Origin of the sequence: Xanthomonas sp. NCPPB 2632, from assembly GCF_041228075.2 — a bacterium.
Classification (GTDB): Bacteria; Pseudomonadota; Gammaproteobacteria; order Xanthomonadales; family Rhodanobacteraceae; genus Luteibacter.
Genome location: NZ_CM192979.1, coordinates 4843327 through 4859276 on the forward strand (window position 1 = coordinate 4843327; position 15950 = coordinate 4859276).

15 protein-coding genes are annotated in these 15950 nt (G+C 64.6%); 6 read left to right on the top strand and 9 right to left on the bottom strand.

Translation table 11 applies throughout. The annotated features are described in order from the left end of the window. Positions 1-35: 35 nt before the first annotated feature. On the bottom strand, positions 36-830 hold the full coding sequence (locus AB8808_RS20810) for an SDR family NAD(P)-dependent oxidoreductase (protein ID WP_369925604.1): 795 nt from the start codon (positions 828-830) through the stop codon (positions 36-38). A gap of 152 nt (positions 831-982) precedes the next feature. Between AB8808_RS20810 and AB8808_RS20815 the strand changes: the two genes are divergently transcribed. The 3 genes from AB8808_RS20815 (at position 983) to AB8808_RS20825 (ending at position 3075) form a co-directional block, all read left to right on the top strand. Further along, entirely contained in the window at positions 983-1348 is a 366-nt protein-coding gene (locus tag AB8808_RS20815; RefSeq protein WP_506193237.1) for a winged helix-turn-helix transcriptional regulator, read from the top strand. 127 nt (positions 1349-1475) lie between these two features. Then, positions 1476-1802, top strand: coding sequence for a helix-turn-helix domain-containing protein (locus AB8808_RS20820; protein WP_369925608.1), 327 nt, complete (start codon positions 1476-1478; stop codon positions 1800-1802). A gap of 1 nt (position 1803) precedes the next feature. After that, entirely contained in the window at positions 1804-3075 is a 1272-nt protein-coding gene (locus AB8808_RS20825) for a type II toxin-antitoxin system HipA family toxin (RefSeq protein WP_369925610.1), read from the top strand. Positions 3076-3108: 33 nt separating this feature from the next. Here the strand turns inward: AB8808_RS20825 and rtcA are convergent, their stop codons facing one another. Together rtcA and AB8808_RS20835 are read right to left on the bottom strand one after the other, a co-directional pair. After that, a complete protein-coding gene (gene rtcA, locus AB8808_RS20830) occupies positions 3109-4122 on the bottom strand; it encodes an RNA 3'-terminal phosphate cyclase (protein WP_369925612.1) in 1014 nt (337 codons plus the stop codon). A gap of 46 nt (positions 4123-4168) precedes the next feature. After that, entirely contained in the window at positions 4169-5389 is a 1221-nt protein-coding gene (locus AB8808_RS20835; protein WP_369925614.1) for an RtcB family protein, read from the bottom strand. Between the two features lie 293 nt (positions 5390-5682). On the opposite strand from AB8808_RS20835, the gene rtcR reads away from it, so the two are divergent. Next, the gene (gene rtcR, locus AB8808_RS20840) at positions 5683-7272 is read left to right on the top strand and encodes an RNA repair transcriptional activator RtcR (RefSeq protein ID WP_369925616.1); all 1590 of its coding nucleotides are present in this window, start codon (positions 5683-5685) and stop codon (positions 7270-7272) included. Between the two features lie 43 nt (positions 7273-7315). Here the strand turns inward: rtcR and AB8808_RS20845 are convergent, their stop codons facing one another. Both AB8808_RS20845 and AB8808_RS20850 read right to left on the bottom strand, forming a co-directional pair. After that, positions 7316-8497 carry an MBL fold metallo-hydrolase gene (locus tag AB8808_RS20845; RefSeq protein ID WP_369925618.1) on the bottom strand — a complete coding sequence of 394 codons (1182 nt, stop codon included), beginning with the start codon at positions 8495-8497 and terminating at the stop codon, positions 7316-7318. A gap of 116 nt (positions 8498-8613) precedes the next feature. Beyond that, positions 8614-9663 carry an NAD(P)-dependent alcohol dehydrogenase gene (locus AB8808_RS20850; RefSeq protein ID WP_354515681.1) on the bottom strand — a complete coding sequence of 350 codons (1050 nt, stop codon included), beginning with the start codon at positions 9661-9663 and terminating at the stop codon, positions 8614-8616. A 106-nt stretch (positions 9664-9769) separates the two neighbouring features. Between AB8808_RS20850 and AB8808_RS20855 the strand changes: the two genes are divergently transcribed. After that, positions 9770-10678: a LysR family transcriptional regulator gene (locus tag AB8808_RS20855; protein ID WP_036138689.1), complete on the top strand. Its 909-nt coding sequence runs from the start codon at positions 9770-9772 to the stop codon at positions 10676-10678. Positions 10679-10786: 108 nt separating this feature from the next. Then, positions 10787-12013 (top strand): MFS transporter, encoded by a 1227-nt coding sequence (locus AB8808_RS20860; protein ID WP_369925621.1) that lies wholly within the window; start codon positions 10787-10789, stop codon positions 12011-12013. A gap of 50 nt (positions 12014-12063) precedes the next feature. Here the strand turns inward: AB8808_RS20860 and mnmE are convergent, their stop codons facing one another. From mnmE to rpmH, 4 genes are all read right to left on the bottom strand, one after another. After that, the gene (gene mnmE, locus AB8808_RS20865) at positions 12064-13407 is read right to left on the bottom strand and encodes a tRNA uridine-5-carboxymethylaminomethyl(34) synthesis GTPase MnmE (protein WP_369925623.1); all 1344 of its coding nucleotides are present in this window, start codon (positions 13405-13407) and stop codon (positions 12064-12066) included. A gap of 52 nt (positions 13408-13459) precedes the next feature. Next, complete coding sequence (yidC, locus tag AB8808_RS20870) at positions 13460-15163, bottom strand: membrane protein insertase YidC (RefSeq protein WP_369925625.1); 1704 nt, start codon at positions 15161-15163, stop codon at positions 13460-13462. Between the two features lie 67 nt (positions 15164-15230). After that, a complete protein-coding gene (gene rnpA / locus AB8808_RS20875) occupies positions 15231-15611 on the bottom strand; it encodes a ribonuclease P protein component (RefSeq protein ID WP_369925627.1) in 381 nt (126 codons plus the stop codon). Positions 15612-15625: 14 nt separating this feature from the next. Beyond that, positions 15626-15760 carry a 50S ribosomal protein L34 gene (rpmH, locus tag AB8808_RS20880; RefSeq protein ID WP_036109021.1) on the bottom strand — a complete coding sequence of 45 codons (135 nt, stop codon included), beginning with the start codon at positions 15758-15760 and terminating at the stop codon, positions 15626-15628. Positions 15761-15950: the final 190 nt, after the last annotated feature.

A 15950-nucleotide genomic window follows, 5' to 3' on the forward strand; every position in this document is an offset into this window, starting at 1 on the left:
GCACGCGCAACTGGCGCGCGCCTGTACCGATGCGATCACGCGCGGTAGCGCGGCGCCACATCCTTGCGTGACAGGTTCGGGGCCATCGCAGCGCGGGCAGCCTCGAAAGCCTGGTACAGGCCCTCGTCGTGCAGCGGCGGGATGGTCACCACCTCGCCACGATCGTAGCCCCGCAGTGCCGCGTCGACCAGGTCGGCCGTGTCCATCACCATGCCTGGCATCAACGCGTCGATATCCTTGCCGGCGTTTTCCCAGATCTCGGAGCGGGTGGCGCCCGGAAGCACCGCCTGCACGCGCACGCCGCGATCCTTCAACTGCACGGCAAGGCTCTGGCTGATGTTCAGCAGGTGGGCCTTGGAGCCGCTGTAGACGCCATCGAACATTTCCGGCGCGAAGGCGAGCACCGAAGCGACGTTGACGATGCCGGCGTTCGTACGTGCGACGAAGACCTTGGCGGCTGCCGCTGCGAGCAGCGTGGGCGCGGTGATGTTGATGGCGATCAGCTTCGCGATCGCCTCGCTGTCGTTCTCGAGGAAGCTGCCGTCCAGCGAGATGCCGGCATTGTTCACCAGCAGGGTGATCGAGTCATCGTCGGTCAGTCGCTTCTCGACCCTGGCGACGTCGGTGCGATCGCCCAGGTCGGCCTTGAGGGTCTCGACCCGGCGGCCGGTGGCGGCGGTGATTGTCGACGCCAGTGCATCGAGGCGGTCGAGCCGACGGGCGACGAGCAGAAGATCGTAGCCTCGCGCGGCAAGCCGCTCCGCGTAAACCTCGCCGATGCCCGACGATGCGCCGGTGACCAGCGCCATGCCTTTGTTTTCGTGACTCATGGGGAACTCCGTACGGTAAGTTGCAATAAGATAGTGACTGCGTTGCCGTACGATAGTGACGTTGATATCATAATGCAATGGACATCGACAGACTTTCTTCAGGGCCATGCGCCATCGCTCGCGGACTCGCTCTCGTGGGCGATACGTGGAGCGTGCTTATCCTGCGCGACGCCAGCCGCGGCATGACTCAGTTCGACCAGTTCCGCACCAGCCTGGGCATTGCGCCGAACATCCTTTCGCGCCGCCTGAAAGCGCTGACCGAGGCCGGCGTGCTGGAAAAGCGGCGCTACAGCGAGCGTCCGCCGCGGGACGAGTACGTGCTGACGCAAGCTGGCCGCGAGTTCCTGCCGATCATGGCGGCGCTAGGCGAGTGGGGGCGGCGCCACAATGGGGACGGCGCGGCGATGTCCTATATGGTCGATGACGAGACAGGAGAGCCGGTAAGGGCGCTGGTGGTGGATGAGGCGAGTGGGAGACCGCTGGACCAGGTAACGATGCGTCTGGTCATGCCGGGTTGAGGCGCTTTGAAGCACTAAAATTTCTTAAATGATAGATTAAGGCCCTTACTACAAAGAGTAAGAAATCTCGCATCGCTTATTTCTTAGATGATAGATTGATGCCACTTTTCTAAAGAATTAGAAATTTATGCGTCGTGACGAACAGCTGTTTGCCTTGCCTCAGGTGGTCAGAGTCGGCTCGCATCTGGCAGGTCTGGTAAAAACAGCCCGGCTTGCCCGGGGCTGGTCTCAGGTCGAGCTCGCTGAGCGGGCTCGCATCAGTGCCCCGACCATGACCCGCCTCGAAAAGGGGGTGGTCAGCGCGTCGCTGGGCACCTGGTTGAGCGTCTTCGACGCCTTGGGTCTGTTGCGATTGTTCGAGCGTCTCGAAGATCGAGCATCCGACGCTCTTCTGGACGAAACAAGAGCCAAACGTCCTGTGCGCTCATCGACGCGCGACGACCTGGACTTCTGACGTGATCGACCGGACCGTATTCATTCATTTGCCTGGAACGGCTTCCGCCGTACCCGCGGGCAGGCTTTCCATGATCGAAGACGGCATCGAGGTAAGTGCCTCGCGCTTTGCCTATGGCAGACGTTACGTCCAGCGTCGGAACGCGTTGCCTGTCGATCCGATCAGCATGCCCCTCGGCGCCGGGGAGGACAGGGACTTTGTTCCCGTCAACGGTCTTGCCCTGTTCGGGGCCATTCGCGACGCCACGCCGGATGCGTGGGGACGACGCGTGATCGAAAACAAGCTGCGTGCACCGCCGAACGGTTTACCCGAGTGGCGCTACATGGACGAAGCAGGGCCTTATCGCGCGGGTGCCCTGGATATTCGATCCCGCCCCGAGGACGATGCGGCGCCGGGCCTGTTGCCAGGGATTCTCGACCTTCAATACCTTCAGGAGGCGGCCGATCGGATCGCCGACGGAGAACCGGTCCCGCTCAGACTCGCCGCCTTCTTCGAGGGCGGCCCCTCCGTGGGTGGCGCACGGCCCAAGGCTGTCATCCACGTCGATCGGCATGAATGGATCGCCAAATTCCCAGCGAAGGACGACCGTTTCGATATTCCCCTCGTCGAATTTGCCACCCTTGAACTTGCGAGGGATGCAGGGCTCAACGTGCCGCCGACCCGACTGGAGAGGCTTCCGGACGGCCGGCGCATCATGCTCATCCGGCGGTTCGATCGGGAAGCCAGCGACGCCGGGATGACAAGGAAACACATGGTCAGTGCGCTGACCATGCTTGGCCTGCACGAGCGTGAGTCGCCCGACGCAACCTACGGCGCCATCGCGGACGTGCTAAGCAGGCATGGTGTCGGGGGAGAGCTGGCGGCAGATCGGGAAGAGCTCTTCGGACGCATGGTTTTCAACATCCTCGTCTCCAATGACGACGATCACCTCCGAAATCATGCCTTTCTCCACGAGGCACGTGGATGGCGGCTCAGTCCGCTCTACGACGTCGTGCCCAAACCCCAGGTAGCCAGGGAACGCAGCCTTCACCTCGGTGTCGGCCGCTACGGGCGGAGCGCCACACTGGATAACGCCATGAGCGCCGCCGGCCTGTTCGGTCTGTTGCCTCCCGACGCGGCAACCATCGTCGACAGGATCGTTCGGGTGGTGAGGGAGTGGCGTGGCACGTTCGAAGCCGCCGGCGCCACGCCCAGGCAATGCGACGATATCGCTACGGCCTTCAGGCGCGCGGGCGACATCGGTGGACACGAGGTGGATCGTCTTCTGCCATGACGGCATCGGCTATATGGCTTCCCCGGTTGGCAACTAACGGGATACGTCCACCAGCCAGCGACCACGCCCTTCCTCCTGGAAGCTGAACTCCACCGGCAGGAATTTCTCGATCAGCGCGGCATTGCTTCGCGTGTGGTCGGAGGGGAGCGTGGTGCTGAAGCTGCCTTCGCCGGCCAGCGCCATCGGTAGCAACAGCTGGTCGGCGAGGTGCTCGTCGATCGCCACGTCCGTACTGAGCCACTCGTGCGCGGCGTTGCTGGCCAATTCGGCCACGCGCTCGGCGCTGACCCGTTTGACCCCGAAGCCGGTGAACACGGCGATACTGTGCTCTGCGCGCAAACGGATGCTGAGCGCGTTACCTGGGCCGACCGGCGGCTTGATCTGGCGCACCGAGGTCTCGTCCTCCGTCAATCCCAGGCGGCGACGTGCGACCTCCAACTCGCGCTGCGCCACGCCCGGCGATATCGCAGAAAGAATCGCGCGCGCATGGCGCTCCACCAACGCGCCACGCTGCGGCAGGTGTAACGCCGATGGCTTTGCGCTCGGGCGCAGGTCGAACGAGATGCTGCCGCCGCCGGCCGGATAGAACCCGTGTCCATCCAGGACGAAGTCGCCATCGAGGCCCATCCGCGCCAATAACGGCAGGAAAGCCTCATCGATGAAGTCGGCCGTCGGCGCCTGGGGATTGTGCGTGCCGCCTTCGATCGTCAGGCGCGCGGCCACGCCGTGCATCCACAAGGCAGGCAGCACGGTTTGCAGCACCAGCGTGGTCGAGCCCGCCGTGCCGATGGACCAGCGGTGTTCGCCGGCACGGACGCCGTTCGGGGTGAAACGCAGTTCGGTCGATCCGATAGCCGCGCCGTCGACCCGCGCTTCGCCCACCGCACGCGCGGCTTCCACGGCGGTCAGGTGTTGACGCAGCAGACCCGGACGCTCGCGCCGGGCACGGATACCGGTCATGGCAAATGCCTCGCCGGTGCACAAGCTGAGAGCCAGCGCGGTGCGCAGCAATTGGCCGCCGCCGGCCTGGCCGTCTATCTCGATCATGTCCTTTTCCCATTCATGGCCCCACCCGCGGGTGGGGCGTCTTCCTTCAGCCCTTGACGCAAACGACCTGGCGCAGGGTGTGGACGATCTCGACGAGATCCTCCTGCGCCGACATCACCGCCTCGATCGACTTGTAAGCCGCCGGCGATTCGTCGATCACGTCCGCGTCCTTGCGGCACTCTACATGCGCGGTCGCCTTGCGGTGTTCCTCGAGGGTGATCTGCTTCTTCGCCTGCGTACGGCTCATGATGCGTCCCGCACCGTGGCTGCAACTGTGGAAACTTTCCTCGTTGCCGAGACCGCGAACGATGAAGCTCTTGGCGCCCATGCTGCCCGGGATGATCCCGAGCTCGCCCTTGCGGGCGCTCACCGCACCCTTACGGGTCACCAGCACATCCTTGCCCAGGTGGCGCTCGCGGCTCACGTAGTTGTGGTGGCAGTTCACCGCCTCCGACCACGCCTCGAACGGTTTGGTGATCACCTTGCGCGCGGCGTCGACGACGTGACGCATCATGATCGCGCGGTTGGTGCGGGCGAAACGCTGTGCCCAGTCCACCGCGAACACGTAGTCGCCGAAGTGCTCGCTGCCTTCCGGCAGGTATGCCAGGTCCTGGTCCGGCAGGTTGATCATCCAGCGCCGCATGTCCTGCTTGGCCAGCTCGATGAAATGGTTGCCGATGGCGTTACCGACACCACGCGATCCCGAGTGCAGCATGAACCACACGCGCTGTTCCTCATCGAGGCAGATCTCGACGAAGTGGTTGCCCGTGCCGAGCGTGCCGAGATGGTGCAGGTTGTTGGTTCGTGCCAGTTTCGGATACTTCGCCGTGATCAGCGCGAAGTCCTGCGCGAGCTCGCCCCAGCCGTCCTCGGTGGCCTTCGGCGGCGTGGCCCAGGCACCCTTGTCGCGCTTGCCGACCGTACGACCGTGCGGCACGGCCGCTTCGATCCCGTGACGCAGGTCGCGCAGGTCGTCCGGCAGGTCCGATGCCGTGAGCGTGGTACGCGTGGCGATCATGCCGCAGCCGATATCGACGCCCACCGCTGCCGGCACGATGGCACCGATGGTCGGCACGACGGAGCCGACGGTGGCGCCCTTGCCCAGGTGGACGTCGGGCATCACCGCCAGCCAGCCGTGCACGAACGGCAGCTTCGCGATATTGATCAGCTGCTGGCGTGCCTCGTCTTCCAGCGGCACGCCTCGGGTCCACAGCTTGATCGCCACGGCGCCCGGCTCGTTGATGACTTCGTAAGCGGTGGTACTCATTTCAATGCTTCCTTATGAACAAAGATGGCGACAGGTCCACGTGCACTCGCTTCCTGCCCCGCCCCGACGGGCCCATTCCCGTCGGGGTAAATCTTGGGGACCGGGCAAGATCAGCTCGACCCGGTCGATCTCCCGGGAACAACTGGAATAGAGCATTAGCCGTGCCAACGAAGCCAAGACGTCGATATGTTATTGATTATGATCGGTAAATTTACCTAGCTGCATGGACGTAGCTCACCTACTGTCAATTCGTTACGATATGTAAATATCGTTGTTTATCCGATGGGATCAACATGAAGACCAAGGTGGTGATCGGCTTCCTGGGCACCCAACTCGATGCAGGCGACGGCCCGGCACGCTGGGAGCGCTGGCGCCCCACGGTGTCGCTTGGCCTGCACGAGGACTTCCTCATTGGGCGAATGGAGTTGCTCGTGGACGCGCGGCGCAATGCGAAGACCAGCCGCCTTGTCCGTGACGACCTCGGCCAGGTCTCGCCGGAGACCGAGGTCCGCATCCATGACACTTACATCGCCAACCCCTGGGATTTCGAATCCGTCTACGAGACGCTGTACGCGTTCGCGCGCAGCTATCCCTTCGACCCGGAGAACGAGGATTACTACATCCACATCACCACCGGCACCCACGTCGCGCAGATCTGCCTGTTCCTGCTGACGGAGAGTCGCCACCTGCCCGGCCGGTTGCTGCAGGCCTCGCCGCCGCGCAAGCAAGGCGTCTCGGCCAGTGCAGGCGAGTTGAGCGTCATCGACCTCGACCTGTCGCGCTACGACCGCCTGGCCCAGCGTTTCGAGAGTGAGCAACAGGAAGATCGCAGTTACCTCAAGAGCGGCATCGCCACCCGCAATGCGTCGTTCAACCGGATGATCGAGCAGATCGAGACCGTGGGTAGCCGCTCGGTAGCACCGATCCTCCTGATGGGGCCGACCGGCGCAGGTAAGAGCCAGCTGGCGCGTCGCCTGTTCGAACTCAAGAAGGCGCGGCGCGAAGTCACCGGCCGCTTCGTCGAGGTGAACTGCGCCACCTTGCGCGGCGACGGCGCCATGAGCGCATTGTTCGGCCATGTGAAGGGGGCCTACACCGGCGCGGTCAGCGAACGCGCAGGCTTGCTGCGCAGCGCGGACAAGGGCTTGCTGTTCCTCGACGAGATCGGCGAACTCGGCGCCGACGAGCAGGCGATGCTGCTGCGCGCGCTGGAGGACAAACGTTTTCTTCCCGTTGGCAGCGATCGGGAAGTGGCGAGCGACTTCCAGCTGATTGCCGGCACGAATCGTGACCTTGGCAGGCGTGTCGCCGAAGGCCGCTTTCGCGACGATCTGTATGCGCGACTCAACATCTGGTCGTTCCATCTGCCCAGCCTCGCCGAGCGCCTGGAGGACATCGAGCCGAACCTGGATTATGAGCTGGAGCGATATGCGAAGGAGGAGAACCGTCGTGTCACGTTCAACAAGGAAGCACGGCAAAGCTATCTTTCGTTCGCCACATCGGGCGACGCACCGTGGTCGGGTAACTTTCGCGACCTCGGCGCATCGGTCACGCGCATGGCCACGCTAGCGCCGGCCGGACGCATCAATCGTGATTGCGTCGACGAGGAAATCGGTCGCCTGCGTCGACTTTGGCACCAGGACGGCGCAGGCGACGCATTGCGTGAGTTGCTTGGCGACGCGGTCGACGACCTCGACCTGTTCGACCGCTTGCAGCTACGCGAAGTGATCGCCGTGTGCCGGCGCTGCCGCAGTTTGTCGGAAGCCGGCCGGCAATTGTTCGCCGCGTCACGCAGCAAGCGCGCCAGCACCAACGACGCCGACCGCCTGCGCAAGTACCTCGCCCGTTACGATCTCAACTGGGACGCGATCGCTAGCGGGTAGTCGCCTCGGCAAGGGCTCAGGCCGCGGATCATGGGAGTTGGCGTTACGGGCAAACCGGTATGTCGAACTTATGGTTGGGATTGCCATCGCGCGACGCGACGATCGGATGCTGCGACGCCGTGAACCAGGGCTGCTTCGGCCACCAGCGAGGGATCGTCGGGTGCGTCGTCGGTTCCACCGCCTGGCCCGGCTCGGGGATGAGTACCTCCGCCTTGCTGCAACGCGCCGCCGCGAGTATCCGTTCCACCGGTTCGGTCCAGCCGTGGTGTGCGAGCTTGACGAGGCCCCAATGGACCGGGATCAGGACTTTGCCGCGGACGTCCCGGTGCACCTGCATGGCCTGTTCGGGGCCAAGGTGCCAGTCGGGCCACTGCGCGTCGTACTGGCCGTCCTCGATCATGGTGACGTCGAAAGGGCCGAACCTGGTGCCGACATCGGCGAACGTGGCATTCATGCCCGTGTCGCCGGAGTAGAACGCACGATGCGTGGGGCCGATCAGGGCGTAACCGGTCCACAGCGTCGCATCGCTACGTGCGGACAGGCGCCCGGACGCATGACGCGACGGCGTAGACACGATGCGCAATGCACCCACCGTCGCTTCCTGCCACCAGTCGAGTTCCGTGATCCGATCGTTGGGCACGCCCCAGTCCCGCAGATGCGCACCGATGCCCAGGGGCACGACGAAACGGACACCGCGTGCGTTGAATGCCTGCACGGAGGCGCGATCGAGGTGGTCGTAGTGATCGTGGGAGACGATCACGACATCGACGTGTGGCAGATGATCGATCGATACCGGGGGTTCGTACCAGCGCTTCGGGCCCAGCCACGGGAAGGGTGACGCGCGTTCGCTCCAGAACGGATCGACGACGACGTTCACTCCGTCGATCTCTACCAGCATGGAGGAATGGCCGAACCAGGTGACGCGCAAGCCACTCACCGGGGGCTTGGCGTAGAGCGCCGAGGAATCCTTCGTCGGCACAGGGGCATCGGGTTCCTCGCCGGGCTTCGACTGCAGGATCTGCCAGATGCCACCCTTGAGGTTCATGTACATCGCATCGGGATTGGCGAAGCGTTGCCCGTGCCATTGCGGCGATGTCGCGTCGGCCTGTGTCGGTGTGTCCTTCGGCCACGCGCCGATATTGGGCCACGCGGTGACGGCCACGAAGGCCAGGAACGCGACGGCCAGTGCAACGAAGAGACCGAGGTAGCGGAGCAAGCGCTTCAAGACGGTTCCTTCGGTCTGGGCGGCGAAAATAAGCCAAGTATCGCCCACATCGTGGGCTCCTACCGAGCGATTCGCTCCGCTTGGTAGGAGCCCACGATGTGGGCGATAGGTTTACCTCAGGCCGGCATGGTCGCCATGTCGATCACGAAGCGATAGCGCACATCGTTCTTCGCCAGGCGCACATAGGTCTCGTTGATCGAGGCCATGTCGACCACCTCGATGTCGGACACGATGTTGTGCTCGGCGCAGAAATCCATCATCTCCTGCGTTTCGGCCATGCCGCCGATCGCGGAACCGGCGATGGTGCGGCGGGGCAGCATGAGGCTGCCACCGACCACGCCTTCCAGCGGGGTCAGCGCCCCCACCAGCACCATGGTGCCGTCGAGCCGCAGCAGGCTGGTGTACGGGTTGATGTCGTGCGACACCGGCACCGTATTGAGCAGGAAATCGAAGCTGGCGGCCTGCGCCGTCATGGCGTCGGCGTCGGTGGAGAGCAGCACTGCATCCGCACCGAGGCGCTTGGCATCCTCGCCCTTGGAGGCCGAGGTGGTGATCATGGTGACGTGCGCACCCAGCGCCTTGGCGAACTTCACGCCCATGTGGCCGAGGCCGCCGAGGCCGATCACTCCAACCTTCTGGCCCGGGCCGACGTTCCAGTGGCGCAACGGCGAATAGGTGGTGATGCCGGCGCACAGCAGCGGCGCGGTGGCCTTCAGGTCGAGCTTTTCGGAGATCTTCACCACGAAGCGCTCTTCGGTGACGATCTCGGTGGAATAGCCACCCTGGGTCGGCGTGGTCCGGTCCTGCTCGGTGCCGTTGTAGGTGAAGCTGGTGTGGTTCAGGCAGTACTGCTCGAGGCTCTTCTCGCAGGAATCGCATTCACGGCAGGAATCGACCATGCAGCCCACGCCGGCGAAGTCGCCCACCTTGAATTTCTTCACGGCCGAACCGACGGCGACGACACGCCCGACGATTTCATGGCCCGGGACCATCGGGAACACGGAGTTGCCCCAGTCGCCCTTGGCCTGGTGAAGGTCCGAATGGCAGACGCCGCTGTAGAGGATTTCGATGCGAACGTCGTGGTCGCCCGGCTCGCGGCGCTGGAAGGTAAAGGGAACGAGGGGCGTGGTTGCGCTCTTGGCGGCATATCCGCGGACATCGATCATGGGGTCATCCTCATTCAGTGGAAAAAGCTGCGCAACGATAAACCCTCAACAATGAGCCCCGCCAGCGGGATTATCGGCATGTATCGTTGAGGTATCCTTGATAATCATGCGTCCCGATAACCTTTCCCACCTTGCCGCGTTTGCCGCAGTCGCCCGCCACGCCAGCTTCCGCAAGGCCGGCGCGGAGCTGACCCTGTCGACGTCCGCCATCAGCTACGCGATACGGGGGCTGGAGGAGCGGCTCGGCGTGGTGCTGTTCCACCGCACCACGCGGAGCGTCTCCCTGACAGAAGCCGGCCAGCGCCTGCTGGAACGGCTGGAGCCGGCCCTGATGGGCGTCAACGACGCGCTGGAGGAGATGAACAACTTTCGGGCGGCGCCCGCGGGCACCTTGCGGATCAACATGCCCCGGGTCACGGCGCAGCTGCTGCTGCCGCCCCTGTTGCCACGGTTCCTGGCCACCTATCCGGATATCCATTTCGAGGCCGTCGAGAACGATGGCCTGATCGATATCGTTGCGTCAGGTTTCGACGCAGGCATCCGCTTTTTCGAGCAGGTGCCCGAGGACATGATCGCGGTGCCGATCAGCGGTGTGCAGCGCGGCGCGGTGGTGGCCTCGCCGGACTATCTGGCCCGCCGCGGCACGCCGCTGGTGCCCGACGATCTTTTCCAGCACGACTGCATCCGTTTTCGTTTTCCCAGCGGCCGCATCTACAAGTGGGAGCTGGAGCAGGGCTCGACCAAGCTCGAACTGGATGTCCGCGGACGGGTCACGTTCGGCGATTTTCGCATCGCCCTGGACGCCGCAGTCGCTGGCATCGGGCTGACGCTGGTGCTGGACGACCAGGTGAAAGACCTGGTGGCCGACGGCCTGCTGGTGCGCGTGCTCGAGGACTGGTGTCCACCGTATCCCGGTTTCATGCTGTATTACCCCCGCCAGCGGCGAGTCACCTCGGCACTGCGCGCGTTCATCGAGTTCATCCGCGATCACCCGCTTCCCGACACGGCGGCGTAAAGGGCGACGGCTCGATCCACGGTTTCACCGTTCCGGCCACGGGCGTATTCTAGACGCATGCTGCGCCGCATCATGCCGGGCGCGCCTCTCCTGTCGCCGAGTCCTTTCATGTCTGCTTCTGCTCCCCTCCCCGAGCCGGGCGCACCGCCCGTCCGTGTCGCCCATGTCGGCCTGGTGATCCTTGCCCTGGCCGTCGGTGGTTTCGCCATCGGCACCACCGAGTTCGCCTCGATGAGCATGCTCCCCCTGTTCGCGCAGGGCCTGGGCATCGATGCACCCACCGCCGGACATGCGATCAGCGCCTATGCTCTGGGTGTCGTGGTGGGCGCGCCGGTCATGACGGTGCTGGGCGCACGCGTGCCACGACGCCGCCTTTTGCTGATCCTCATGGCGATGTTCACGGTATTCAACGGGCTGACCGGCCTGTCGCCCGGGTATCACTGGATGCTGGTGTTCCGTTTCCTCGCCGGTCTGCCGCACGGAGCGTATTTCGGCGTCGCCGCGCTGGTCGCCTCGTCCCTGGTGCCGGCCAACCGCCGTACACGCGCGGTAGGGCAGATGTTCCTCGGCCTGACCTGCGCCACCATCGTGGGCGTGCCGATGGCGAGCTGGCTCGGCCAGGCCGTCGGCTGGCGCTGGGCGTTTGCGCTGGTCGCGGTGCTCGGCCTGCTCACCATGATCGCCGTCGCCATCTTCGCCCCGAACACGCCGGCGGATGCCAAGGCCAGTCCGCTGCGTGAACTCAGCGCGTTGGAGCGTCCGCAGGTCTGGTACACGCTGGCGATCGGCGCCATCGGCTTCGGCGGCATGTTTGCCGTCTATACCTACCTGGCCGACATCCTCATCAACGTCACCCACATGCCGCTGTCCAGCGTGCCGTGGGTCATGGCCGTCTTCGGCATCGGCATGACCATCGGCAACATGGTGGTGCCGGTGTTCGCCGATCGCGCACTGATGCGCACGGCGGGTGTGCTGCTGCTGTGGAGCCTGGTGATCCTGGCGATCTTCCCGTTCACCGCCAGCAACGTCTGGCTGCTCAGCCTGGATGTGTTCTTCATCGGTATCGGCGGGGCACTGGGCACCGTGTTGCAGACGCGGCTGATGGACGTGGCGGGCGATGCGCAGGGTCTGGCCGCATCGCTCAATCATTCGGCGTTCAATACGGCGAATGCGTTGGGTCCTTACCTGGGTGGGCTTGCCATCGCCGGGGGTTACGGATGGACGTCGCCGGGTTGGGTGGGAAGTTTGCTGGCGCTGGCCGGCATCGGGGTGTGGGCGGCGTCGGTGATGGCTGAGAAGCGAACAGCGGCCCGGGGAGCCATTCAAGCCTGCTGAGCCGTTTTTGATGTCGATCCGCTACGTAGGAAGAAACGGCGAGAGGGACCTTACTTTCCTATACAAAACGACCCGAATATCGCACCCAGAAGATCGTCGGACGAATAGGCTCCTGTCACTTCGCCCAGAGCCTGCTGCGCATGCCGAAGCTCTTCCGCCGCAATTTCCCCAGCGTGGGAACCATGCAACGCACCGTTCGCGCGAGCGAGATGATCGCGCACTGCCTCCAGGGCGACCACATGGCGACGGCGCGCACTGAATGCACCGTCACCGGAACCCGCGGTGGCCAATTCCCTCAACATGCTGCGCAACGCATCCATACCCAGACCGGTGTACGCGGACAACCACAGCATGTCGTAGCCGTCACACCGCTCGATACGTGCGACCGTGCGGGTCAGGTCGATCTTGTTGACGATGACGATGCGTGTCGCATGGTCGGGGGCACCATCGAAGAACGGCAGGTCGGCACTTACATGCGTCTCGTCCGTCACCAGCAGCGCGACATCGCATCGCTCCAGCTGAGCATGCGCGCGACGAATGCCTTCGCGCTCCACGACGTCGTCCGACTCGCGTAGCCCTGCGGTATCGGCCAGCTCCAGTGACGCGCCGTCGATGCTGACCGAGGCGCGCAACACATCGCGCGTGGTGCCGGCGATATCGGTGACGATCGCACGGTCTTCGCCTGCCAGCGCGTTCAGCAGGCTCGACTTGCCCGCGTTGGGTCGGCCGACGATCGCTACGACGATACCGTCGTTGAGCCTGACCCCGCGACGTGTTTCGACCAGCAGCTCATCGAGGTGCGTGCGCAATGCGCTCAGCTTTTCGCCGATGAGCGGATCGGCAAGGAAGTCGATCTCCTCCTCAGGAAAATCGATGGCTGCTTCGATGTGCACGCGCAAGGCGATCAACTCGGCGAGCAACGCATCCACGCGCACGGAGAACACGCCTTCCATCGAGCGCAGTGCCGCACGCGCGCCCGCTTCCGAGGTAGCGGCAACCACATCGGCGACCGCTTCGGCCTGGACGAGATCCAGCTTGCCGTTGAGGAAAGCCCGCTCGGTGAATTCACCCGGTCGTGCCAGCCTTGCACCCAGCTGGATACAGCGGCGAAGCAGGGCGTCCATCAGCACGGCACTGCCGTGGCCCTGCAATTCGAGCACGTGCTCACCGGTGTAGGAGGCCGGCGCGGGAAAGGACAGCAGCAGGCCCCGATCGATCAATTCGCCATCAGCGTCGCGAAAGGCGGCGAAATGCGCGTGGCGTGGTTTCGGTTCGCGACCCAGCAAGGTCGCGGCGATGGCCGGTGCACGTGGCCCGGAGACGCGAACGGCGCCGACACCGGCCGCGCCGGCGCCGGTGGCGATGGCTGCAATGGTGTCGTCGCCGTGATTCATTTCTTACCCGCCGATGGCGAAGCGGCGCGTCTTTCGACGCGCCGCCTTGAGGTTATGCCTTGGTGATCTTCGCTACCGCGTCGGCCCGTTCCACGCTGCGGTTGATCCACCACTGCTGGAGCAGGCTGGTCGCGCCGTTCACCGTCCAGTACAGCACCAGGCCCGACGGGAAGAAGGCGAAGAAGACGCCGAAGATCAACGGCATCACCTTCATCATCTTGGCCTGGGTCGGGTCCATGCCGGCGGTCGGCATCATGCGCTGCGTGAGCAGCGTGACCAGGAAGTACAGCACCGGCAGCACGTAGAACGGATCGGGCGCCGACAGGTCGTGGATCCAGCCGAAGAACGGCGCATGACGCAGTTCGATCGATTCGGACAACACGCGCAGCAGACCGATGAAGATCGGGAAGGTGATCAGGATGGGCAGGCAGCCCGCCATCGGATTGATCTTCTCCTTCTTGTACAGCTCCATGGTGGCCTGCTGCATCTTCATCCGGTCGTCGCCGTAACGCTCCTTGAGCGCGGCGATGCGCGGCTGCAGCTTGCGCATGCGTGCACCCGAGCGGAACTGCGCGTCGGTGAGCTTGAACAGGGCGGCCTTGATCAGCAGCACCAGCAGGATGATGGCCACGCCCCAGTTGCCGCTGATGGCGTGCAGCTGCGACAGCAGCCAGTGCAGCGGCTGCGCGATGATGGTGAACCAGCCGTAGTTGCTGGTCAGTTCCAGGCCGGGGGCGATGGCATCGAGCGTGCCCTGCAGCTTGGGCCCGATGTACAGGCGCGCGACGCTGTCGACCGACTGGCCCGGGGCCACCTGCATGGCCGGACCGAACGCACGCACCAGGTAGCGCGGCGTGGCCGAGTTGGGATCGACCACGGCGCTGCTATAGGTGACGCTCTGCTCCGCTGGCGGAATCCACGCGACGAAGAAGTAATGCTGGAGCATGCTGACCCAGCCGCCGGTGATCGCGCGGTTGAGCGGCTTCTTGGCGAAGTCCACCAGCGGCAGCGTCTCGAACTTGGTATCCGGGCTGTACCACGCGGCACCGAAGAAGCTGTGCTGTGCCGGGTCGGTATACGCCTTGAACCAGTTGACCTTCTCGTTGGCGACGCGCTGCAGCTGGTGATAGGCGTTACCCGTCCAGACCGCCGTGGAACCGTTCTCGACGCGCTGGTCGAGATCCACCACGTAGTCCATCCGCTTGAGCGTGTAACGCTTCACCACCTTCACGCCGGACGGATCGGTCCAGGTGAGGTCGAGGCTGACCGACTTCTGGCCATCGGCCAGGGTCGTCTCCGTTTTGTCGGCATGGAACAGGGCGCGATGATCCGGCGCGGCCCCGTTGCTGCTGACCAGGCCGTCCTGCGCGGCGAAGAAGTGCGCGCCCTCGTCGTCCAGCAGGCGCACCGGTGGCGAGACCGGATCCTTCTTCGTGACCGGGTTGGTCGGGTAGTAGAGGAGTTCCGAGCGGACGATGCTGCCGCCGCGCGTATCGATCGTCAGGCGCAGCACATCGTTGGACAGGGTGACCAGCTCCGCCTTGCCTTCGGCGGGCGGGGCGTTCTCAGTCGGAACAGCGGCCGGCGCGGTGGAGCCCGGAATGCTGGCATCGGCACCGGGCTTGCCGGCGGCATCGACCTGGGCGGCCGGCGCAGCGGGGGCCGGCGGATGGACGTAGTCCTTCTCCCACTCGGTCCACAGGAGATACGCCACGAACATGAGCGCGAAGAAGAGAAGCGTGCGCGTTTGATTCATTGCAGGGCCAGATCCGAATGACGCCGCGGCCGTGGGGCCGGGAAGGGCGGGGGTGACTTAAGAAAGATCAACGCGCGATTGTGCCGTCCGCACCCTCGCGCTTCAACGGCCGGATGCGACGCAGCAGGGTTTCCAGCTCGGCGAGCAGCGCCGCGCCCGTCTCCTGCACGGCGATGTCTTTGGCCATGACCAGGATGTCGACATGCGGAAGATCGGGGCGGGCGCGGCGGAAGGCCTCGCGGGCCAGGCGCTTTATCCGGTTACGGTCGACCGCGCGCTTGGAACAGCGCTTGGAGATGGCCAGGCCGAGCCGGGCGGTGTCGACGTCGTTGTTTCCGAAGCGCAAAAGAAAACAGCGGCCGCCAAGGCGACCGCTGACTGTTCGCAACGCGGCGAAGTCGGCGGCGCGGCGTAACCGCGCTTCGCGCGGCATGGCGGCGGCACGCACGACCGTATCGCCGTTTACGGGATCAGGCGCTTGCGACCCTTGGCACGACGGGCGTTGATGATCTTGCGGCCGTCGGCGGTCGCCATGCGTGCGCGGAAGCCGTGGGTACGGGCGCGCTTGAGCAAGCTGGGCTGGAAAGTACGCTTCATGGCGAAGACATCCGGGTGAAGATTAAATATGGCCGGCAAGTATGTCCGACAATCCCGAGGACTGTCAACCGGTTGGACACGCGCCCGTCACGAAGTTGCCGCCGATCGGACACCGGACGGGGGGCGGAACGCTGGTAGACTTTGCCGTCCACCCCGCGCGCAAGCGCCCCTTCTGTGGCAAGAATACCCG

What these genes read in the sequence shown, in the direction of transcription:
- AB8808_RS20810 (WP_369925604.1), bottom strand. Translation starts at nt 830, where the DNA reads ATGAGTCACGAAAACAAAGGCATGGCGCTGGTCACCGGCGCATCGTCG.
- AB8808_RS20820 (WP_369925608.1), top strand. Translation starts at nt 1,476, where the DNA reads ATGCGTCGTGACGAACAGCTGTTTGCCTTGCCTCAGGTGGTCAGAGTC.
- rtcA (WP_369925612.1), bottom strand. Translation starts at nt 4,122, where the DNA reads ATGATCGAGATAGACGGCCAGGCCGGCGGCGGCCAATTGCTGCGCACC.
- AB8808_RS20835 (WP_369925614.1), bottom strand. Translation starts at nt 5,389, where the DNA reads ATGAGTACCACCGCTTACGAAGTCATCAACGAGCCGGGCGCCGTGGCG.
- rtcR (WP_369925616.1), top strand. Translation starts at nt 5,683, where the DNA reads ATGAAGACCAAGGTGGTGATCGGCTTCCTGGGCACCCAACTCGATGCA.
- AB8808_RS20850 (WP_354515681.1), bottom strand. Translation starts at nt 9,663, where the DNA reads ATGATCGATGTCCGCGGATATGCCGCCAAGAGCGCAACCACGCCCCTC.
- AB8808_RS20855 (WP_036138689.1), top strand. Translation starts at nt 9,770, where the DNA reads ATGCGTCCCGATAACCTTTCCCACCTTGCCGCGTTTGCCGCAGTCGCC.
- AB8808_RS20860 (WP_369925621.1), top strand. Translation starts at nt 10,787, where the DNA reads ATGTCTGCTTCTGCTCCCCTCCCCGAGCCGGGCGCACCGCCCGTCCGT.
- mnmE (WP_369925623.1), bottom strand. Translation starts at nt 13,407, where the DNA reads ATGAATCACGGCGACGACACCATTGCAGCCATCGCCACCGGCGCCGGC.
- yidC (WP_369925625.1), bottom strand. Translation starts at nt 15,163, where the DNA reads ATGAATCAAACGCGCACGCTTCTCTTCTTCGCGCTCATGTTCGTGGCG.
- rpmH (WP_036109021.1), bottom strand. Translation starts at nt 15,760, where the DNA reads ATGAAGCGTACTTTCCAGCCCAGCTTGCTCAAGCGCGCCCGTACCCAC.